The 20,389-nt window shown below is 68.1% G+C and carries 22 protein-coding genes; 9 read left to right on the top strand and 13 right to left on the bottom strand.

Annotated elements, in window-relative coordinates; genetic code table 11:
- Positions 1-29: 29 nt before the first annotated feature.
- The 7 genes from CAL11_RS01920 to CAL11_RS01890 all read right to left on the bottom strand — a co-directional run bounded on the left by CAL11_RS01920 (position 30) and on the right by CAL11_RS01890 (position 5,676).
- Positions 30-569, bottom strand: a complete 540-nt coding sequence (locus CAL11_RS01920) for a F0F1 ATP synthase subunit delta (protein ID WP_033459756.1) — start codon at positions 567-569, stop codon at positions 30-32.
- A 12-nt stretch (positions 570-581) separates the two neighbouring features.
- Entirely contained in the window at positions 582-1,052 is a 471-nt protein-coding gene (locus CAL11_RS01915) for a F0F1 ATP synthase subunit B (RefSeq protein ID WP_003815350.1), read from the bottom strand.
- A gap of 137 nt (positions 1,053-1,189) precedes the next feature.
- Positions 1,190-1,432, bottom strand: coding sequence for a F0F1 ATP synthase subunit C (gene atpE, locus CAL11_RS01910; protein ID WP_003815363.1), 243 nt, complete (start codon positions 1,430-1,432; stop codon positions 1,190-1,192).
- Positions 1,433-1,548: 116 nt separating this feature from the next.
- Positions 1,549-2,430 (bottom strand): F0F1 ATP synthase subunit A, encoded by an 882-nt coding sequence (gene atpB, locus CAL11_RS01905; protein WP_003815364.1) that lies wholly within the window; start codon positions 2,428-2,430, stop codon positions 1,549-1,551.
- A 72-nt stretch (positions 2,431-2,502) separates the two neighbouring features.
- Complete coding sequence (locus CAL11_RS01900; protein ID WP_080699606.1) at positions 2,503-2,919, bottom strand: ATP synthase subunit I; 417 nt, start codon at positions 2,917-2,919, stop codon at positions 2,503-2,505.
- A gap of 175 nt (positions 2,920-3,094) precedes the next feature.
- Positions 3,095-4,603, bottom strand: coding sequence for a DUF1254 domain-containing protein (locus CAL11_RS01895; protein ID WP_086091999.1), 1,509 nt, complete (start codon positions 4,601-4,603; stop codon positions 3,095-3,097).
- Between the two features lie 296 nt (positions 4,604-4,899).
- On the bottom strand, positions 4,900-5,676 hold the full coding sequence (locus CAL11_RS01890) for an enoyl-CoA hydratase (protein ID WP_033459762.1): 777 nt from the start codon (positions 5,674-5,676) through the stop codon (positions 4,900-4,902).
- 34 nt (positions 5,677-5,710) lie between these two features.
- On the opposite strand from CAL11_RS01890, the gene CAL11_RS01885 reads away from it, so the two are divergent.
- Positions 5,711-7,483 (top strand): M61 family metallopeptidase, encoded by a 1,773-nt coding sequence (locus CAL11_RS01885; protein WP_086091998.1) that lies wholly within the window; start codon positions 5,711-5,713, stop codon positions 7,481-7,483.
- 1 nt (position 7,484) lies between these two features.
- Here CAL11_RS01885 and CAL11_RS01880 read toward each other — a convergent pair whose 3' ends face one another.
- Positions 7,485-8,387: an NAD(P)/FAD-dependent oxidoreductase gene (locus CAL11_RS01880; RefSeq protein WP_086091997.1), complete on the bottom strand. Its 903-nt coding sequence runs from the start codon at positions 8,385-8,387 to the stop codon at positions 7,485-7,487.
- Positions 8,388-8,511: 124 nt separating this feature from the next.
- Here CAL11_RS01880 and folB point away from each other — a divergent pair, with 124 nt between their 5' ends.
- Both folB and ttcA read left to right on the top strand, forming a co-directional pair.
- Positions 8,512-8,871 (top strand): dihydroneopterin aldolase, encoded by a 360-nt coding sequence (folB, locus tag CAL11_RS01875; protein ID WP_033459768.1) that lies wholly within the window; start codon positions 8,512-8,514, stop codon positions 8,869-8,871.
- Between the two features lie 31 nt (positions 8,872-8,902).
- The gene (gene ttcA, locus CAL11_RS01870) at positions 8,903-9,865 is read left to right on the top strand and encodes a tRNA 2-thiocytidine(32) synthetase TtcA (RefSeq protein ID WP_086091996.1); all 963 of its coding nucleotides are present in this window, start codon (positions 8,903-8,905) and stop codon (positions 9,863-9,865) included.
- Between the two features lie 12 nt (positions 9,866-9,877).
- On the opposite strand, the gene CAL11_RS01865 is transcribed toward ttcA, so the two are convergent.
- From CAL11_RS01865 to apaG, 5 genes are read right to left on the bottom strand one after another with little or no spacing between them, the layout of a single operon-like run.
- Positions 9,878-10,846 carry a D-2-hydroxyacid dehydrogenase family protein gene (locus CAL11_RS01865; RefSeq protein WP_086091995.1) on the bottom strand — a complete coding sequence of 323 codons (969 nt, stop codon included), beginning with the start codon at positions 10,844-10,846 and terminating at the stop codon, positions 9,878-9,880.
- Positions 10,847-10,873: 27 nt separating this feature from the next.
- Positions 10,874-11,713: a thiol:disulfide interchange protein DsbC gene (dsbC, locus tag CAL11_RS01860; protein ID WP_086091994.1), complete on the bottom strand. Its 840-nt coding sequence runs from the start codon at positions 11,711-11,713 to the stop codon at positions 10,874-10,876.
- Positions 11,710-12,879: a UbiH/UbiF family hydroxylase gene (locus CAL11_RS01855; protein WP_086091993.1), complete on the bottom strand. Its 1,170-nt coding sequence runs from the start codon at positions 12,877-12,879 to the stop codon at positions 11,710-11,712. Before CAL11_RS01855 ends, dsbC begins: the two co-directional genes overlap by 4 nt.
- On the bottom strand, positions 12,876-14,165 hold the full coding sequence (gene mltA / locus CAL11_RS01850) for a murein transglycosylase A (RefSeq protein WP_086091992.1): 1,290 nt from the start codon (positions 14,163-14,165) through the stop codon (positions 12,876-12,878). Before mltA ends, CAL11_RS01855 begins: the two co-directional genes overlap by 4 nt.
- A gap of 42 nt (positions 14,166-14,207) precedes the next feature.
- A complete protein-coding gene (gene apaG / locus CAL11_RS01845) occupies positions 14,208-14,582 on the bottom strand; it encodes a Co2+/Mg2+ efflux protein ApaG (RefSeq protein ID WP_003815381.1) in 375 nt (124 codons plus the stop codon).
- Positions 14,583-14,696: 114 nt separating this feature from the next.
- Here apaG and rpe point away from each other — a divergent pair, with 114 nt between their 5' ends.
- The 6 genes from rpe to trpC all read left to right on the top strand — a co-directional run bounded on the left by rpe (position 14,697) and on the right by trpC (position 20,375).
- Positions 14,697-15,425: a ribulose-phosphate 3-epimerase gene (gene rpe, locus CAL11_RS01840; RefSeq protein ID WP_033463452.1), complete on the top strand. Its 729-nt coding sequence runs from the start codon at positions 14,697-14,699 to the stop codon at positions 15,423-15,425.
- A 7-nt stretch (positions 15,426-15,432) separates the two neighbouring features.
- Entirely contained in the window at positions 15,433-16,137 is a 705-nt protein-coding gene (locus tag CAL11_RS01835) for a phosphoglycolate phosphatase (protein ID WP_033463454.1), read from the top strand.
- A gap of 263 nt (positions 16,138-16,400) precedes the next feature.
- Positions 16,401-17,921 (top strand): anthranilate synthase component I, encoded by a 1,521-nt coding sequence (gene trpE / locus CAL11_RS01830; protein WP_033463456.1) that lies wholly within the window; start codon positions 16,401-16,403, stop codon positions 17,919-17,921.
- Positions 17,922-17,976: 55 nt separating this feature from the next.
- Positions 17,977-18,540 carry an aminodeoxychorismate/anthranilate synthase component II gene (locus CAL11_RS01825; RefSeq protein ID WP_003815390.1) on the top strand — a complete coding sequence of 188 codons (564 nt, stop codon included), beginning with the start codon at positions 17,977-17,979 and terminating at the stop codon, positions 18,538-18,540.
- Positions 18,541-18,558: 18 nt separating this feature from the next.
- Positions 18,559-19,590, top strand: a complete 1,032-nt coding sequence (gene trpD, locus CAL11_RS01820) for an anthranilate phosphoribosyltransferase (protein WP_086091991.1) — start codon at positions 18,559-18,561, stop codon at positions 19,588-19,590.
- Positions 19,587-20,375, top strand: coding sequence for an indole-3-glycerol phosphate synthase TrpC (trpC, locus tag CAL11_RS01815; RefSeq protein WP_033463460.1), 789 nt, complete (start codon positions 19,587-19,589; stop codon positions 20,373-20,375). The genes trpD and trpC overlap by 4 nt, the downstream gene beginning before the upstream one ends.
- Positions 20,376-20,389: the final 14 nt, after the last annotated feature.

Raw genomic sequence — 20,389 nt, 5'->3', positions numbered from 1 at the left:
CTCCTGGAATCCTGTTAGTCTCGCCTGCCTTATGCGGCCAGCGTATCGCGCAAGCGGGCCAGTTGGGCTTTTACGGAAGTATCGAGCACCTGGTCCCCGACAGCCACGCGCACACCGCCGATCAGTTCCTGATCGACCGACACGTGCGGCTTGAGCTTGAGACCGAATTTGAGTTCGAGCGCGGCAATCAGCTCTTTTACCTGAGCGTCGCTGAGTTCGAATGCGCTGGTGATTTCCGCCTGCGCCGTGCCTTCGTGACGATTCTTCAGCGCGACGAACTGCGTGGCGATGACGGGCAGCAGCAGCAAGCGGTCGTTCTTGACCAGCAGCTCGATGAAATTGCGGGCGGCCTGAGGCAGCTGCGTCTTGACGAGGCTGGTGAAAACCTCGCTGCGCTGCTTGTCATCCAGACGCGGATCGGCCATCGCCTCGCGCACGTCGGGATTGGCGGCGACCTGCGCCATCTCGCTGACCAGGTCGGCCCACACCGCCAGACCGGCCTTGTCGTCGCGCGCTGCGCCGAAGAGGGCTTCGGCGTAGGGACGGGCAACAGTGGAAAGTTCAGCCATGACGTTCCCGGATTAAAGCTGCGCCTTGAGCTGGTTGAGCAGCTCGGCATGGGCGCGGGCGTCGACCTCGCGCTTGAGGATCTGTTCGGCGCCCTTGACGGCCAGCGCGGCGACGTCGTCGCGCAATGCTTCACGGGCGCGTTGAACTTCCTGCGCGGCGTCCTGGGCAGCCTGGGCCACGATACGGGCGCGTTCGGCTTCCGCTTCACGGCGGGCCTGCTCAATCACCGAAGCAGCCTGTTTCTCGGCTTCGATGATGCGGGCGTGAGTTTCGGATTTGGCAGAAGCCTCGATCAGACTGACGCGCGCTTGGGCTTGAGCCAGATCGGCTTTGCCCTTCTCGGCGGCGGCCAGGCCGTCGGCGATTTTTTGGCGGCGCTCATCGATCGCCTTCGTCAGAGGCGGCCACACGAATTTCATCGTGAACCAGCCCAGAACGAAGAACACGAGCATCTGGAAGAAGATCGTCGCGTTCAGATTCACGGTCGTTCCTTTAACACCTTGCAGCCCCGGCCATCAGAATGACAACCCAGGGCACTCGATACTTTGCCAGTCGGCAACGCGCGCTTGCGCGCCGCCGCCAGCGTCAGGCCCGCCTGTTTCGCCGGCGGGCAATGCCATTAGCCGACGAACGGATTGGCGAAGGCGAACAGCATGGCGATACCCACGCCGATCAGGAACGCCGCGTCGATCAGGCCCGCCAGCAGGAACATCTTGGTTTGCAGGGCGTTCATCAGTTCGGGCTGACGAGCCGAAGCTTCCAGGTACTTGCCGCCCATCAGTGCGATACCGATGCAAGCGCCGATGGCGCCCAGACCGATGATGAGACCGCAAGCGAGAGCAACGAAAGCGACGTTGGTCATGACAACTCCTTGGTTAGAAATCTGAAGTCAGGATTATTGGAAAACAGGTACTGCTCAATGCAAGAAGATCTTGCTAACGGACGCCCGCCACCATGGCGGACGCCGAAAATTTGGGATCAATGCCCTTCGTGCGCCTGGCCGATGTAAACCAGCGTCAGCATCATGAAGATGAAAGCCTGCAGCAGCACGATCAGGATGTGGAAGATTGCCCACACCGAACCGGCCAACACATGCCCAATGCCCAAACCGATGCTGGCGCCGTTAAAGCCCGTCCAGGCGCCGCCCAGCAGCGCGATCAGCATGAAGATCAGTTCACCGGCGAACATGTTGCCGAACAACCGCATGCCCAGCGACACCGACTTGGCGGCATATTCGATCAGGTTGAGCAGCAGGTTGAACGGGGCCAGCACGAGCGAGGCCAGGCCGTGCGCGTGGAACGGCGCGGTGAACAATTCCTTGACGAAGCCGCCCGGGTGCTTGATCTTGATGCCGTAATAGAACATCAGCAGCAGCACGCCCAGCGACATGCCCATGGGCACGTTCAGGTCGGCGGTGGGGAGAATGCGGTGGTAGTACAGCGGGTCGCCGTGCTCGGCGCCCAGGCCGGTCATGCGCCAGATCGAGGGCAGCAGGTCGACTGGCAGCAGGTCCAGCGCGTTCATGAGGATGATCCACAGGAACACGGTCAGGGCCAGCGGCGCCACGAACAGGCGGCTCTTGGCGTTGGTGACGATGGACTTGGCCTGGTCGTCGACCATGTCGACGATCATTTCGATGAAACCCTGGAAGCGGCCCGGCACGCCCGCCGTGGCGCGGCGCGCGGCCAGCCACAGGCAGAATACGACCAGCAGGCCCATCAGGATCGACCAGAACAGCGAGTCATAGTTGATGACGTTGAACTGGGCGATGACGCTTTGCTTTTCGCCAATGTTGTTCAAATGCACCAGGTGGTGCTGAATGTACTCGGACTGAGGCGACGCGCCGCTGGGAGCAGCCATGTGGAACCCTACCCTGTTTGCTGTGTGCCCGTGCCCCAGTGGAGCCGGACTTTTTCACGATGGTTAATATCGCTACGGGCGCTTGCGCAGCATCAATAGCAGGAGATATCCCTTCAGCGTGAAGACCAGGCCCAGCAGGACCGCCGGCCACACCAGCCAGCCCTGCGCCAGCCACGACAGCAGCCACAGCAGTAGCGCCGTCATGAGCAGCTTGAGCAACTCACCGTAGAGAAAAGCAAATGGGTTTGGCCGGGCCGCCCTGACGACGTTGACCAGCAAGCGCAATGCAAACAATGCATTGGGCAAGAAATACGCCCCCGCTCCCGCCAACGCCGACAAACCTGCCGCCGTTCCCGCAACAACCCCCGCGATTGCCGCTGCCACGAGCCCCATGACACCCTGCGCCGCAACGGCCAGGCAGAGCTCCCGGCAAGCTCGCGCATCGAGTGCCGCACGATCAGCGGCGGTAAGTACCAGACTCTTTTGCATGAACTTCCCTGCTCTTGCCAGCAATCCACGACGCAGCTTTTGCCACGCTTTTAGCCCGCAAGCGTCAAACCCGTAGAGTATAGCGTGATTTTTTAGGGGTCGCCAAATGAAAACGGCCCCCGCCGCCAAGTCGGAAACGGGGGCCGATCGGCGCCGCGGCGCCGGCGCCACAGACTCAGTCCTCGCGCACGGGCGGCGGCGCCCAGTGGCCGTCGAGCGCGATGTCGCGCGGCCAGTACAGGCGCAGGTTCAGCATGAAGTCGCCCTGGCGCGGCGCCGGCAGCCAGTTCGCCTGCCGCGTCTTGCGCGGCGGATCGCGCTGGATGTAGATATCCAGCGAGCCGTCGGCGTTGTAGACCAGCGGGTCGGTGCTGCGCAGCGCATAGCGGTCGATCGGGTTGTCCGCCAGCCCCTGGCGCGCGTCGTACAGGATCAGCGACCAGAAGGCATTGGCCGGCGGCAGCTGGTCCTTGTCGAAGTGCAGCACGTAGTCTTCGTCGCTGCGCAGCGCCTTGCCGCGCGCATCGACGGCCGTCACCGGGTAGAGCACGTCCTCGGGCGGATTGGCGCCCAGCCCCACGTAGGCCACCGCGGCGCGGCGCAGGTAGTCCGTGCCATAGGTGCCGATGCCGTGCAGCGCCGTGTTCCAGCCATTGGCCTGGGTGCCCAGGCGGCCGGCCGCGTCGGCGATGCGGCGCCCCGCCAGCGGCTGCGTCTCGATCAGCGCCTGCTGCACCGCCGGGTCGAGCCGCGCGAACGCATTGGGCTGGTCGCCCAGCCCAAGCCTGCGCAGGCGGTCGAGCATGGGATAGTCGTTGGCATGCGGCGGGTTGCTGCGCAGCAGATCGGCGAACAGGTTGAAGTAGCTGGCCGCGTCCATCGCCGCCACCTGTTCGGCCGGCGATTGCTGGGCGCTCCAGGCCGGATTGACCGTGGCGCTGCCCGTCATGCGGAAAGGCTTGCCCCACTGGGCCAGCGGCGTGACGGTCAGGGCGGCCTGGAACTGGTTGACGTTCTGGTAGTCGTCCGGCCCGCCCGTCTGCACGCGCGCGATCATCCAGCCCGAGCCGGTCGGGCTGCGCACCATGTCCACGCCGGGCGGCAGCGCGCCCTGCCAGTACGGCCCGACGATCGCGAAGGTCTGCGCGCCGCCGCCCGTCGTGCGGGTTCCGCGCGAGGCGTAGGCGTCAGTCCACATGTCGAGCAGCGACAGCAGGTAATAGCGTTCGCCGGCGGCCGGCACCTGCACGATCAGCGGCTCGCGCGATACGTCGTACCAGAGGCTGGACGACAGCGTGTCGGTGCTGGGCCAGGCCACATCCGTGGCGCGCGGATCGGGAAAGGCAGTGCGGTGGCCGAACTGGTTCATCGGCGCGCGTCCGGCGATGGGCGTCTGCACGTTGGTCGAGGCGCGCCGCGTCATTTCCATCAGCACCATCGGATAGGCGTAGACGTAGGCGTCGATGGCGGTGTCGCGCAATTGCTCGGCGGTCATCGCCGGCGCCTGGGCGGCGACGCCCTGGGCCGCATAGGGCGTTTCGGAAACCAGCCTGAGCGTGGACGTGGGCGCGCGGGCCGGCGCCTGGGCCTGAGCCTGGGCGGCGCCCGCCAGCCCGACGCCGATTACGCTGGCCGCCAGCGCGAGCTGCCAGCGCCGTCGCGGAAATCTTGCACATGTACGCATGAAGGGCTCCTTGCTTGTTGTTGGACAATGAGCCGCCGTCCCCGGCCGTGGCACGCCGCGCATGGCGCGAGGCGCCCGACGTTGCCGGACACGACACTCCGGACCTGCCGTCATTCCAGGATAGGCCCGCACAATGCAACAAAGTGCAATGCAAGCGTTTCAACGGGCAACCCGCGTAACGCCGCCGGGTCGCGCGCGTCCGCCACGCGCGCCAATGGAAACGCCGCGCAGGCGCGCGGCGTCGGCAATCGGGCGGGTCACGCAAGGTAACCGGATGCGACCGGTCCGGCGCGGGCCTACCTGTGCTTGAAGCCGGGCTTGCGCTTCTCGGTGAACGCCGCCATGCCCTCTTTCTGGTCTTCGGTGGCGAACAGCGAGTGGAACACGCGGCGCTCGAACAGCAGCCCGTCGTTGAGCGGCACTTCGTATGCGCGGTTGATGCACTCCTTGGCCATCATGGCCGACGGCAGCGACATCGAGGCGATGACGGTGGCCGCGTCGAGCGCCTCGTCCGCCAGCCTGTCGGCCGGCACCACGCGCGATACCAGGCCGGCGCGCTCGGCCTCCGCGGCATCCATCATGCGCGCCGTCAGCGCCAGGTCCATGGCCTTGGCCTTGCCCACCGCGCGCGGCAGGCGCTGCGTGCCGCCGGCGCCGGGAATCACGCCCAGCTTGATCTCGGGCTGGCCGAAGCGGGCCGAGTCGGCGGCGATGATGATGTCGCACATCATGGCCAGTTCGCAACCGCCGCCCAGCGCATAGCCGGCCACCGCGGCGACCACGGGCTTGCGTACGCGCTTGAGGGTTTCCCAGTTGCGGGTGATGTAGTCGCTGCGGTAGACGTCCATATAGGACCAGTCTTTCATGGCGCCGATATCCGCGCCCGCGGCGAAGGCTTTCTCGCTGCCGGTGATGACGATCGCGCCAATGCCGTCGTCGGCGTCGAACGCCAGCAAGGCCGCGCCCAGTTCCTCCATCAACTGGTCGTTCAGTGCATTCAATGCCTTGGGCCGGTTCAGCGTCAGCCACCCCACGCGGCCCCGGGTTTCGACCAGCACAAACGACTCGCTCATTGATTGCCTCCTGTCAGAGTATGAAATGTAAGATATGCGCATGAACGACACACCCGTAATTTACCGCCTGGAACCCCATGACCCGGCCGGACACCGCTACCGGATAACCCTAACCGTGGCCGACCCCGCGCCCGAAGGGCAGCGCCTGGCCTTGCCGGCATGGATTCCCGGCAGCTACCTGATACGCGATTTCTCCCGCCAGATCGAGACGCTGGCCGCGCGCGCCGGCGGCAGGCCGGTGGCGGTAAGCAAGGTCGACAACCACACCTGGCAGGTGGCGCCGTGCAGCGGCCCGCTGCAGGTCGACTATACGGTGTATGCGTGGGATCTCTCGGTGCGCGGCGCGCACCTGGACGAAAGCCACGGCTTTTTCAACGGCACCAGCGTGTTCCTGCGCGTGGACGGGCAGGAACACGCGCCCTGCATTCTCGAGCTGGCCCCGCCGCGCGGCATCGAAGGCTGGAAGGTCTACACCAGCCTGCCCGAGGCGCGGGGCCTGCCGGGCGCGGCCCGCCGCCATGGCTTCGGCCGCTATCGCGCGCCCGACTACGACGCGCTGATCGACCACCCGGTCGAGATGGGCACGCCGCAGGTCATCAGCTTCCAGGCGCACGGCGCCGAGCACGAGCTGGTATTCACCGGTGTGGCGCCGCGGCTGGACCTGGCGCGCATCGCCGCCGACGTGCAACGCATCTGCGAGACGCAGATCGCCTTCTTCGAACCGCGCAGCAAGCAGGCGCCCTTCCTGGACAGCGCCAGCCGCTACGTGTTCATGACCATGGTCACGGGCGACGGCTACGGCGGCCTGGAGCATCGCGCCAGCACCGCCCTGATGGCCTCGCGCAAGGATCTGCCGGTACTGGGCCAGCACGGCCAGGGCGACGGCTATCGCGGCTTTCTCGGCCTGGTCAGCCACGAGTACTTCCATACCTGGAACGTCAAGCGCATCAAGCCGGCCGCGTTCGCGCCGTACGACCTGGCACGGCCCGATCTGACGCGGCTGCTATGGGTGTTCGAGGGCTTCACGTCGTACTACGACGATCTGCTGCTGCTGCGCTCGCAGACCATCACCCGCAACGACTACCTGCGCCTGCTGGGCAAGACCATTTCGGGCGTGGCGCGCGCGCCGGGCCGCCACAAGCAATCGGTCGCGGAAAGTTCGTTCGACGCCTGGACGCGCTATTACAAGCAGGACGAGAACTCCCCCAACGCGCTGGCCAGCTACTACACCAAGGGTTCGCTGGTCGCGCTGGGCCTGGACCTGCTGATCCGCCGCGACAGCGGCGGCGTCCATTCGCTCGACGACGTGATGCGCCTGCTGTGGCGGCGCTACGGCCGCGATTTCTACCGCGGCCGCCCGCAGGGCCTGGCCGAGGATGCCCTGCCGGCGCTGATCCGCGAGGCCACCGGCGTGGATGCGCGGCGCTTCATCGCGCGCCATGCCCATGGCACGGCCGACGTGCCGCTGGCCGAGATGCTGGCGCCGCACGGCATCAGCCTGACCTGGCAGGCCGGCGCCAATATCCCGACGCTGGACGTGCGCACGCGCAAACAGGGCGAAACCCTGGCGCTGGCCACCGTGTACGAGGGCGGCGCGGCCCACAAGGGCGGCCTGTCGGCGGGCGATGTGCTGGTGGCCATCGACGGCCTGCGCGTCGATGCGCCGGCCGGCCTGGACGTGCTGCTGTCGCAGTACCGGCCCGGCGAACGGGTGACGGTGCACGTGTTCCGGCGCGATGAACTGCGCAGCTTCCAGGTGCGCCTGGCCGCGCCGGCGCCGCTGGACTGCGTGCTGGCGGCGGCCTGACTCAGCGCGGCGGCGCCGGACGCTCCCAGCGGCGCTGGATGGCCTTGGCCGCCACCACGCCGTCGGCCAGCGAGGTGACCACGCAGGGATGCATGCGGTGGGCCACCTCGCCAATCGCGTAGACGTCGGGCAGGCTGGTCTGGGCCGTGGCGAAATCGGTGCGCAGGTAGCCGCGCGAATCGCGCTCGAGATTCAGGCTGTCGGCAAAGGCGGCCTGCGGCTCCCAGCCATAGAACACCAGGATGAGGTCATAGGGCCGCCCGTCGACGGTGCGCGCGGCCGGATCGACGCGATACGGCCCCACCCGCACGCCGTCGACGCCGGCGCGCGCCACCCACTGCTGCTGGGCGCGCACCGTGCGCGCGTACAGGTCGACCCGACGCGCCCCGCGGTTGCGCACGTAGACGAAATTCTCGAAGGCATTGTCGCCCCCGCCCAGCACCGCGACCGACAGGCCGGCGTAGTCCTGGGCCACGATGGGCGAGCCCGGCCCGATCAGCACGCCCGGCCAGCGGGCCTGCTGCGGATGGCCGGGCAGGCCGCGCGCGCGCACGCCGGAGGCGATCACCAGCGACTTGCCGTAGACGGCGTCGCGCCCATCGCCGCCCAGCCGCACCTCCACCCCGCCCTTGCAGGGGCGCACGGCGGTTGCCGGCGCGCCCAGGCGCACCGGCACGCCGGCGGCCGCGACACTGGCGGCGATATTGGCCGCCGCCTGCTGCCCGGTCACATTGGGCAGCACGGCGATCCAGTCGTCGGTAAACGGATTGTCGTTGCCCAGGCCGCCCAGGCGCTCGCCGGCCTCGACCAGCAAGGGCGCCAATCCGAGGCGGGCCAGCCAGATCGCGCAGGACGCGCCGGCCGGCCCACCGCCTACAATTACCGCATCGTAGAACTGCCGCATTCCGTATTTTTCCTCCGGCGCCCTGCCTGGCGGACGCCTGTCGCCATGGCCGGATTGTAGTCAGGCCCGGCCGTCCACTCGCGCGCCGCCTTACAATCCCGCATCCGTCTTCCCCACTGCCATCATGCCTACACGCCGCATATTCATTTCCGGGCTGGCCCTGGACGCCCGCATCGGCATTCTCGAACACGAGCGCCGCGCCACCCAGCCGCTGCATATCGACGCCGAGTTCGACGTCGACATCATGCGCAACGTGGACGACCACGACATCCAGAGCGTGCTCGACTACCGGCGGCTGCGCGAGGCCATCGTCGAGGAATGCACGCAGGCCCACGTCAACCTGATCGAGACGCTGACCGAACAGGTCGCCGCGCGCCTGCTGGCGGATTTCGACGAGATCCGCTCGCTGCGCCTGCGCATTAGCAAGCCCATGGCCTTCTCGGATTGCGCGGCGGTCGGCGTGGAAATACAGATCAGCCGCTAACGCCAGGCAGGCCACCGGACATCGCTACGCCATGACACCCACCGCATCCCCCACCGCCGCGCGCACGCCCGCCGAGGAAAAGGCGCGCTTCGAAGGCAACAAGCTGGCCAAGCGCCTGGCCCGCGAAACCACCCGCGCGATCGCCGACTACAACATGATCGAGGCCGGCGACAAGGTCATGGTCTGCCTGTCCGGCGGCAAGGACTCGTACGCGCTGCTGGACATCCTGCTCAGCCTGCAGAAGCGCGCGCCGTTCGCCTTCGAGATCGTCGCGGTCAACCTGGACCAGAAGCAACCGGGCTTTCCGCCCGAGATCCTGCCCGATTACCTGCGCGGGCTGGGCGTACCGTTCCATATCGAGACGCAGGACACCTATTCGATCGTCACGCGCGTCATCCCGGAAGGCAAGACCATGTGCTCGCTGTGCTCACGCCTGCGCCGCGGCATCCTGTACCGGGTGGCCAGCGAGCTGGGCGCGACCAAGATCGCGCTGGGCCATCACCGCGACGACATCCTGGGCACCTTCTTCCTGAACCTGTTCTACGGCGGCAAGGCCAAGGGCATGCCGCCCAAGCTGGTCTCCGACGATGGACGCCACACGGTGATCCGGCCGCTGGCCTACGTGCCCGAAAGCGACCTGATCGCCTATGCGCAATTCAAGCAATTCCCGATCATCCCCTGCAACCTGTGCGGCTCGCAGGAAAACCTCAAGCGCAAGGAAGTCGGGCGGATGATCCAGGAATGGGACCGCAAGCATCCCGGCCGCTCGTGGAATGTCTTCAATGCGCTCTCGCGCGTGGTGCCCTCGCACCTGATGGACCGCGACCTGTTCGACTTCGCCGGCCTCAAGCCCACGGGCGTGGCCGATGCCGGCGGCGACACCGCCTTCGACCATATCGATCCCGAACCCGACGCGGCGGGCCCGGGCTGCGCCAGCGACACACCGGCCGGCCAGGCCGACGGCATGGCCGAACAGCGCGTGGTGTTCCGCTAGGACGCCAAGGGCTCAGCCCCGGGCGCCGCCCAGCACGTGCACCGGCGCGCCGGCGGCCCAGCCGCGCACGGCCTCCAGCGCATTGGCATAGAACGCCTGGAAGTTCTCCGCGCTCACATAACCCAGGTGCGGCGTCAGCAGCACGTTGTCGAGCGTGCGCCAGGGGTCGGTGGGCGGCAGCGGCTCGCTCTCGTAGACATCCAGCCCGGCGCCGGCCAGCCGGCCCTTGCGCAGGGCATCGAGCAGCGCGGCCTGGTCGACCAGGCCGGCGCGCGAAGTATTGACCAGGTAGGCGCTGGGCTTCATGGCCGCCAGCGCGGCCGCGTCGACGATATGGCGGGTGCTCTCGCCCAAGATCAGGTGCAGGCTGACCACGTCGGCGGTGGAAAACAGGGTGTGCTTGTCCACCCGCGTCGCGCCGGCCTGGGCGGCGCGCTCATCGGTGAGATTGGGGCTCCAGGCCACCACCTCCATGCCGAACGCGCGCCCCACCTGCGCCACCGCGCTGCCCAGCTTGCCCAGGCCCAGCACGCCCAGCCGCCTGCCTGCCAGCGGCTGCGGCATGCCGGTCTGCCACAGGCCGCGGCGCATGGCGGCATCTTCCTGCGGCAGGCGCTTGAACAGCGCCAGGATGTGGGCCCAGGCCAGCTCGGCCGTGGCGGCGCCGGCCTCGGCGCTGCCGGGCGCGCCACACACCAGGATGCCGCCCGCGGCGCAGGCCTGCATGTCGATGGCGTTGTTGCGCATGCCGGTCGTCACCAGCAGCCGCAGCGCGGGCAGCGCCTGGATCAGTTCGGCCGGAAACGGCGTGCGCTCGCGCATCGCCACGATGACATCGAAAGGCTGCAAGGCCACGGCGCGCGCGGCCCCCGCGGGCAGCGCGTCGCGAAATACCTGCACGCGCGCCTGGGCGCCCAGCGTGGTCCAGTCGGCATAGCGCTCGGCCACGCCGTGGTAGTCGTCCAGTATCGCAATATGCATCCCAGCCTCCCTGGCGCCGCCGGCAGCCTACAGGCGCGCTTCGAGTTCGTCGCGCGGCAGCGCGCCGCTGACGCGGCCGCCGCTCTTGAAGAAAATCGCGGGCGTGCCGCGCACCATCAGCTGGCGGCCCAGCGCCAGCCATTGTTCGACCGGCGCATCGCATTCGGCGGTGGGCGGACGCTGACCGCGCACCATCCAGTCTTTCCAGACCTTGGCGGGATCCGAGGCACACCAGATGTCGCGCACCTTGGTCGTCGAGTCCGGCGAGAGGATCGGATACAGGAAGGTGTAGACCGTGACGTTGTCCATGTCCTCCAGCGTGCGGTGCAATTGCTTGCAATAGCCGCAGTTCGGATCCTCGAATACGGCCATGACGCGCGAACCGTCGCCCTTGACCTGCTTGACCGCCAGTTCCAGCGGCAGCTCCTCGAATGGGACGCTGGACAGTTTTTCCTGGCGTTCGCGCGTGACATCGCGCCGGGTCAGGGCATCGATGAGCGGCCCCTCCATGACCCAGGTGACCTTTTCATCGGTGTACAGCAAATCCGTTCCGATCTGCACCTCGAACAGCCCGTACGGGGTGCGTCGCACCGCCGTCACGTCGAACCCCTCGAAGCGCTGCGCGAACCGCTCCTTGACCGCATCGGCCTGCGGATCGGGCGCCTGCACCGAACGGGTGGAATACACCTTGTCGCCCGGCTTGGCGGGCGCGCTCCCGGTGGTCGAGTAGACCTTGTCCGGCGTACCCGAGGCGGCCTGGCCGGCACCATCCTGCGCCAGGGCGCCCGCGCTCCACACCGCGGCGGCGGCGCACCAGACTGTCATCCGGAAATTCATACCTGCTCCTGAAAACGGCGGCCCGCTCAATTGCGCGAGGCCCCTTCGATGAGTTGCCGCTTGAGAAACGGCACGGCATCCACCCATTGCATGCCCGCATTGCGCAGCCAGGCCAGCGGCGCGCCGCGCGCGCCGAACAGGCGGTGCAGGCCGTCGGTGGCCATGCGCATGGCCAGCACGGGCTCGGCGCGGGCGCGCTGGTAGCGCCGCAATACCCGTAGATCGCCCGGACCGCGAAAGGGTTCCCGGCCGCCGACCGCGCGGGCCAGCGCCTCGACGTCGCCCAGGCCCAGGTTCAGCCCCTGGCCAGCCAACGGATGCAGCCGGTGCGCGGCGTCGCCGGCCAGCGCGATGCCGGGCGCCACCATCTGGGCGCGCTCCAGCGTAAGCGGGAAACCCAGCAGCGGGCTGCGTACCCGCAGCCGCCCCAGCCGCCCCTGCGACGCGAAAGCCAGCAGGCGCTCCAGCTCGGCCGCGCGGGCGGCCGGCTCCATGGCCTGCAGGGCCTGCGCCTGGGGAGTACGCATCGACCACACCATGGAGACCTGTGGCCCGTCGGCGGTATCCGGCATGGGCAGCAGGGCCAGCACGCCGTCGTCGCGAAACCATTGGAACGCCGTGCCGTGGTGGGCGCGCTCGGCGTCCAGGTGCGTCACCAGGCCGGTGTCGTCATATGGGGTGGCGTCATGCCGCAGGCCGGCCGCCTTGCGCAGCGGCGAGGCCGCGCCGTCGGCGCCGACGAACAGCTCGGCGCGCAGGCGCTGGCCGCCATCGGTCTCGACCTCGCCGGCACGCCAGCCGACGCAGCGTTCGGCGATCCAGGGGATGCCGAACATCTGCACCGCCTGCATCAGCACCCGTTCGATCTCGCCGGATTCGACGATCCAGGCCAATTGCGGCTGCGCCGCCTGCCAGGCGTTCAGGCGCACCAGGCCATCGCCGTCGCCATGGATTTCCATGGCCTGCACCGGTGTCAGGCGGGCCGCCGGCATGGCGTCCCACACGCCCAGCCCGGCCAGGAATTGCTGGCTGGCGGGCGAAATCGCATAGACGCGCGGATGATAGCGATCGGGCTCGGCCGCCGGCACCGGGGCGCGCGGCGCCAGTACCGTCACCCGCTGCCCGCGGCGCGCCAGCGCCAGGGCGCTGGCCAGGCCGACGATGCCGGCGCCGCAAATCACGATCTGGTGTTTCATCGCGCCGACGGCTCCCCGGCCTGCTTGGGCCACAGCAGCCACATCTGGCCGCGCTGCTTCATGCGCCCGGCCTGCTGGCCGGCTTCCTCGCCATAGCCCCAATAGAAGTCGGCGCGCGCCGCGCCGCGGATGGCCGTGCCGGTGTCCTGCGCGAACACGGTGCGCTGCAGGGGCCGGTCGGAGGCCGGCAGCGTGGTCGACAGGTAGACCGGCGTGCCCAGCGGCACGAAACCGGCATCGACCGCGATCGAGCGCTGCGGCGCCAGCGGAATGCCATAGGCGCCCTTGGGCCCTTGCTCGGGATCGACCACCGCCTCTTCGCGGAAGAAAACCACCGCCGGGTTGGCGTTGAGCATTTCCTGCACGCGGGCCGGATTGCGCTGCGCCCAGGCGCGGATGTTCTGCATCGATGCCTGGTCGGCGCGCAGCTCGCCCTTGTCGATGAGCCAGCGGCCGATGGAAGCATAGGGCTGGCCGTTGTGGTCGGCGTACGCGACGCGGATCGTGGTGCCGCGGTCGGGGCCGTCGGTCAGCTGCACCCGGCCCGAGCCCTGGACCTGCAGGAAGAAATTGTCGACCGGATCGTCCACCCAGACGATGACCGGCGGCTTGCGGTCGCCGGCCTCGATGGCGGCACGCGTGTCGTACGGCACGACCCGGCGGCCGTCGAGGCGGCCGCGCACGCGCTTGCCGGTCAGGTCGGGATAGACCGAACCCAGGTCGACGACCAGCAGATCGGCCGGCACGGCATACAGCGGCCACTGGTAGCGGCCGCCCTGGCGCCGCGAGCCGCGCACCAGCGGCTCGTAGTAGCCGGTGACGGTATTGGTGGCGGGCCGGCCGTCGGCGCCGGCGATGCGCCAGGGCTGCAGCCAGGTTTGCAGGAAGCGCCGCACCGCCGCGCTGTCGCCGGCGGCCGGCGCCCTGGACGGGTCGGCCGCCGCCGCGCACACGGGCTGCCAGGCGCGCGGCGTGGCGCGCGCCGGCGCCGCCAGGTTGCCGCTGGTCGGCCGCATCAGGCCCTTGCAATTGCGCAGGAACAGCGGCCACCAGCGCGACAGGTCGTCGCTCTCCCAGCTGGGCAGCTCGGTCCAGGCGGCGCGCTGGTAACGCCCGGCCAGCGCGCGCGGCGGCGTATCGGACAGCGCCGACAGCGGCGGCACGACCAGCGGGCCTTCGGCCGCCGGCGGCACGCCGCCGGGCGCCGTCTCGGGAGGGACCTGCGATGGGGTCGTGCACGCCGCCAGCAATACGGACAGCAGGGACAGACAGAGAAGTCGCTTCATGGAATGCGGATCGGAAAATCACCGTGCCGGGAGGAGCCCGGCTCAGTGCAGTGTACGCGGCATGGCCAGCAGGAACTCCGCGATCGGCACCTCGAACGGAATGCCGTTTTCGCCCACGCAATGGTAGGTGCCCCGCATCGTGCCGATGGGAGTCGGAAGCGGACAGCCGCTGGTGTATTCGAAGGTTTCGCCCGGCGCCAGCAGCGGTTGCTGGCCCACCACGCCGAGGCCGCGCACTTCCTGCACGCGCTCCTCGCCGTCGGTGATGATCCAGTGGCGGCTGATAACCTGGGCCGGGTGCGAACCGGTGTTGGTAATGCGCACCGTGTAGGCAAACACGTATTGCTGCTGACTGGGATCGGACTGCTCCGGCACATAACGCGGGGTCACGGATACGGTCAGATCATAGGGTTTCACAGGCCTTTCCCGGTTCGACACATGGAAGGCGCCCGCAGGCGCGCACGAGGTTGACGCGGCTGGCCGGCGCCGGAAAAACCGGTACGCCGCGCCAAGCTGCAATAATTGCACATTATGCCCCCGGAAATCGCGAACATCATGTCCACCCAGCCGGCCTCCACCCGCATCGCCCCCAGCATTCTATCCGCCGACTTCGCCCGCCTGGGCGAAGAGGTGCGCAACGTCGTCGCCGCGGGCGCCGACTGGATTCACTTCGACGTGATGGACAACCATTACGTGCCCAACCTGACCATCGGCCCGATGGTCTGCGCCGCGATCCGTCCCCATGTGCAGGCGCCGATCGACGTGCACCTGATGGTCGAGCCGGTCGACGAAATCGTGCCGCAATTCGCCAAGGCCGGCGCCAATATCATCACCTTCCATCCGGAAGCCTCGCGCCACGTCGACCGCACCCTGGCCCTGATCCGCGACCATGGCTGCAAGGCCGGCCTGGTGTTCAACCCGGCCACGCCGCTGCACTACATGGATTATGTGATGGACAAGCTGGACGTGGTGCTGCTGATGTCGGTGAACCCCGGCTTCGGCGGGCAGGCGTTCATCCCGGCCACGCTGGCCAAGCTGCGCGATGCGCGCGCGCGCATCGACCGCTGGCGCGCGGCCGGCGGCCAGCCCATCCTGCTGGAGGTCGACGGCGGGGTCAAGGTCGACAATATCGCCGAGATCCGCGCCGCCGGCGCGGACACCTTCGTGGCGGGCTCGGCCATTTTCGGCAAGCCCGACTACGCCCAGGTCATCGGCCAGCTGCGCGCCGAAATCGCGCGCGGCGAAACCATCGCTGTGTGAGGCCGCCATGCAGACCATCAACGCCGTACTGCTCGACCTCGACGGCACTCTGCTCGATTCGGTGCCCGATCTGGCCATCGCGGCCAATGCCATGCGCCGCGACCTGGGCATGGCCCAGCTGCCCGAAGCGCTGGTCGCGACCTTCGTCGGCAAGGGCGTGGACAACCTGGTGCGCCGCGCCCTGGCCGGCAGCCTGGACGGCGAGGCGCCCGACGAAGCGCTGTTCGCGCGCGGGCGCCTGTCGTTCTTCAAGCACTACCATGCGGTCAATGGCGAGCACGCCACCGTGTTCGATGGGGTGAAGGCCGGCCTGGCGGCGATGCGCGAACAGGGCCTGCCGCTGGCGGTGGTCACCAACAAGCCGACCGAGTTCACCCTGCCCCTGCTCGAACGCACCGGCCTGGCGGGGTTTTTCCGCGTGGTGGTGTGCGGCGACACCTGCGCGCGGCGCAAGCCCGATCCCGACCCGGTGCTGCATGCCTGCGACCGCCTCGGCGTGGCGCCGGCCCAGGCGGTCACCATCGGCGACTCGGTCAACGACGCCCTGGCCGGCCGCAGGGCCGGCACCGCGGTGCTGGCGGTGCCTTACGGCTACAACGAAGGAATGGACGTGCGTTCCCTGGATGTCGATGGTATAGTTGACACGCTTGTCGAAGCGGCCCACTGGATTTCCCAGCGCAACGCCAAGCCGCAGCGCGCCGCCACGGCCTGAACGCCCGCCCGGTACGCCCGTCGCCACCCAACCAGACACTGCCAGCTACATGAACGCTCGCCCCTCGAACCAAATGCGCAACGCCTCGTGGCGTTGGTGGCGTTTGTCTTCCGGGTGGCGATGATTCCCTTCCCGGCCCTGGACGTATCCATCGCCTAGAGCCGAAGCTGTGAAGTGCAGCGCCAAGCCCGGAACCCGTCACTGGACCGGGCTTTTTGCTGCATGCCCGGTCCGTACCAGAAAAACGCCGTACGAGACCCGACATGACTGAACTTGAATTCAAAGCGCTGGCCGCCCAAGGCTACAACCGCATTCCGCTGGTCGCGGAAACCTACGCCGACCTCGACACGCCGCTGGCCATCTACCTCAAGCTGGCCCACAGCGGCCCGCAAGGCGGCCGCATGAGCTGCCTGATGGAGTCGGTGGTGGGCGGCGAGCGCTTTGGCCGCTACTCGTTCATCGGCCTGCCGGCGCGCACCGTCATCCGCGCCAGCGGCTCGACCACCGAGGTGCTGCACGACGGCCACGTCACCGAAACCCACGAAGGCGACCCGCTGGCGTTCATCGAGGCGTACCAGGCCCGCTTCAAGGTGGCGCTGCGCCCCGGCATGCCGCGTTTCTGCGGCGGCCTGGCCGGGTACTTCGGCTACGACACCGTGCGCCACATCGAACAGCGCCTGGGCCCGGCGGTCAAGCCGTTTCCCGACGGCATGGAGGAAGGCACGCCCGACATCATGCTGCTGCATGTCGACGAGCTGGTCATCGTCGACAACCTGGCCGGCCGCACCTACCTGATGGTGTACGCCGACCCGGCCCGGCCCGAGGCCTACAGCCGCGCCCAGCAGCGCCTGCTGGAGCTGCGCGCGCGGCTGCGCCGCCCGGTCGAGATCCCGTACAGCCACGCCAGCATGCAGACCGAAGAACGGCGCGACTTCCAGAAGGCCGACTACCTGGCCGCGGTGGCGCGCGCCAAGGAATACATCGCCGCCGGCGACGTCATGCAGGTGCAGGTCGGCCAGGTCATCGCCAAGCCGTTTCGCGACGCGCCGCTGTCGCTGTACCGCGCGCTGCGTTCGCTGAACCCCTCGCCCTACATGTATTTCTGGAACTTCGGCGATTTCCAGGTGGTCGGCGCCTCGCCGGAAATCCTGGTGCGCCAGGAACAGATCGACGACCAGGGCGAAACCCGCTCGCAGATCACCATCCGGCCGCTGGCCGGCACCCGCAAGCGCGGCGGCACGCCGGAGGAAGACCTGGCGCTGGCCGCCGAACTGCAGGCCGATCCCAAGGAGCGCGCCGAACACGTGATGCTGATCGACCTGGCGCGCAACGACGTCGGCCGCGTGGCGGAAATCGGCTCGGTGCGCGTCAGCGACACCATGGTCATCGAGCGCTATTCGCATGTCATGCACCTGGTCTCCAACGTGGCGGGCAAGCTGCTGCCCGGCATGAGCAGCATGGACGTGCTGCGCGCCGCCTTCCCGGCCGGCACGCTGACCGGCGCCCCCAAGGTGCGGGCCATGGAAATCATCGACGAACTCGAGCCGGTGCGCCGCGGCATCTACGGCGGCGCCGCCGGCTACCTGAGCTACGGCGGCGAGATGGACGTGGCCATCGCCATCCGCACCGGGGTGATCAAGAACGGCACGCTGTACGTACAGGCGGCCGCGGGCATCGTGGCCGACTCCAGCCCCGAGGCCGAATGGGCCGAGACCGAGGCCAAGGCGCGCGCCGTGCTGCGCGCGGCCGAGCAGGTCCAGCACGGCCTGGACGAACCCATCTGAGACCACCCATTGCGCAGACCTACGCCAGGCCGCGAGCCTGGCCGGAGAACCGAACATGCTATTGATGATCGACAACTACGATTCCTTCACCTACAACCTGGTGCAGTATTTCGGCGAGCTGGGCGAAGAGGTGCGCGTGGCGCGCAACGACCAGATCACGCTGGACGAGATCGCCGCGATGCGGCCGGACCGCATCTGCGTCTCGCCCGGTCCCTGCTCGCCGGCCGAGGCGGGCATTTCGGTGCCGGTGATCCAGGCCTTCGCCGGCAAGCTGCCCATCCTGGGCGTGTGCCTGGGCCACCAGGCCATCGGCGCGGCCTACGGCGGCGACATCGTGCGGGCGCAGCAGATCATGCACGGCAAGACCATCGCCATCACGCACACGGGCACGGACATCTTCACCGGACTGCCCTCGCCCTGCACCGTCATCCGCTACAACTCGCTGACCATCGACCCGGCCACCCTGCCGGACTGCCTGGAGGTGACCGCGACCGCGCCCGATGGCGACATCATGGGCGTGCGCCACAAGACCCTGCCGCTGTACGGAGTACAGTTCCATCCCGAGTCCGTGCTGAGCGAGCACGGCCATGCGCTGATGCGCAACTTCCTGACCCGCTGAACCCCTAGGAGCATCGCCATGACCATTTCCGCCGCCGAAGCGCTGACCCGCTGCATCGAACACCGCGAGATCTTCCACGACGAAATGCTGCACCTGATGCGCCTGCTGATGCGCGGCGAGCTGTCGCCGCAGATCGCCAGCGCGCTGCTGATGGGGCTGCGCGTCAAGAAGGAAACCGTGGGCGAGATCACCGCCGCCGCGCAAGTGATGCGCGAATTCGCCACCCCTGTCGTCACGCCCAATCCGCAGGACCTGCTGGACATGTGCGGCACCGGCGGCGACGGCAGCCATACCTTCAACATTTCCACCACCGCCATGTTCGTGGCCGCCGCGGCCGGCGTGCCGATCGCCAAGCACGGCAACCGCAGCGCGTCCTCGTCGTCGGGCAGCGCCGACGTGCTGGAGGCCCTGGGCGCGAACCTGCAGCTCACGCCCGAGGAAGTGGCCGAGTGCGTGGCCGCCACCGGCATCGGCTTCATGTTCGCGCCGGCCCACCATGGCGCCATGAAGAACGTCGCGGCGGTGCGCAAGGAACTGGGGGTGCGCACCATCTTCAACATCCTGGGGCCGCTGACCAACCCCGCCGGCGCCGCCAACCAGCTGATGGGCGTGTTCCACCCCGACCTGGTGGGCATCCAGGTGCGGGTGCTGGAGCGCCTGGGTTCGCGCCACGTGCTGGTGGTGCACGGCAAGGACGGCATGGACGAAGCCTCGCTTGGCGCGGCGACCATGGTGGGCGAACTCAAAGACGGCATCGTACGCGAGTATGAGATCCATCCAGAGGATTACGGGCTATCCATGATGTCCAACCGTGGCATCAAGGTGTCCAATCGCGAGGAGTCTCGCGCACTTGTCATCGAAGCGTTGGATAATGTCGATGGCGTGGCCCGCGACATCGTGGCCCTGAATGCGGGCCTGGCCATCTACGCCGGCAACAAGGCGGATTCCATCCCCGAAGCGTTGGCCCTGGCATTTGAAACGATTTCTAACGGCTCGGCCCGCGCCAAGCTGGAAGAATTCTGCGCATATACCCGGAAATTCCAGAAATGAACGATATTCTTGCGAAAATCCTCGCCGTCAAGGCCGAGGAAGTGGCTACCGCACGGCAGATGCGCAGCGAAGCCGAATTGCTGCGCGAGGCCCAGGCGCGCCAGGATGTGCGCGGCTTTGCCCAGGCCATCGAGGACAAGATCGGCCAGGGCAAGGCAGGCGTCATCGCGGAAATCAAGAAAGCCTCGCCCTCCAAGGGCGTGCTGCGCGAAAACTTCGACCCGGCCGAAATCGCGGCCTCCTATGCCATGCACGGCGCGGCCTGCCTGTCGGTGCTGACCGACGTGCAGTTCTTCCAGGGCTCGCACGACAACCTGCGCCGCGCGCGCGCGGCCTGCTCGCTGCCCGTGCTGCGCAAGGATTTCATCGTCGATCCCTACCAGATCATTTCGGCGCGCGCCATGGGCGCGGACTGCGTGCTGCTCATCGTCGCGGCGCTGGCGCCGGCGCAGCTGCGCGACCTGGAGTCCCTGGCCATCGACCTGGGCATGGACGTGCTGGTGGAAGTGCACGACGCCAAGGAACTGGACGCCGCGCTGGCGCTGCGCACCCCGCTCATCGGCATCAACAACCGCAACCTGCGCACCTTCGAGACCACGCTGCAGACGACGCTGGACCTGCTGCCGATGATCCCGGCCGGCAAGCGCGTGGTCACCGAAAGCGGCATCCTCAAGCCCGAGGATGTCAGGCTGATGCGCGAGCACGACGTGCAGGCCTTCCTCGTCGGCGAGGCCTTCATGCGCGCCGACGACCCCGGCGTCGAACTGGCGCGGCTGGTGGCCTGAGCCGCCGCGCCCGG

This window comes from Bordetella genomosp. 6, from assembly GCF_002119705.1.
Lineage (GTDB): Bacteria > Pseudomonadota > Gammaproteobacteria > Burkholderiales > Burkholderiaceae_B > Bordetella > Bordetella bronchiseptica_F.
The sequence above is the reverse complement of the archived record's forward strand: the minus strand, read 5'-3'. Positions and strand labels throughout refer to the sequence as shown.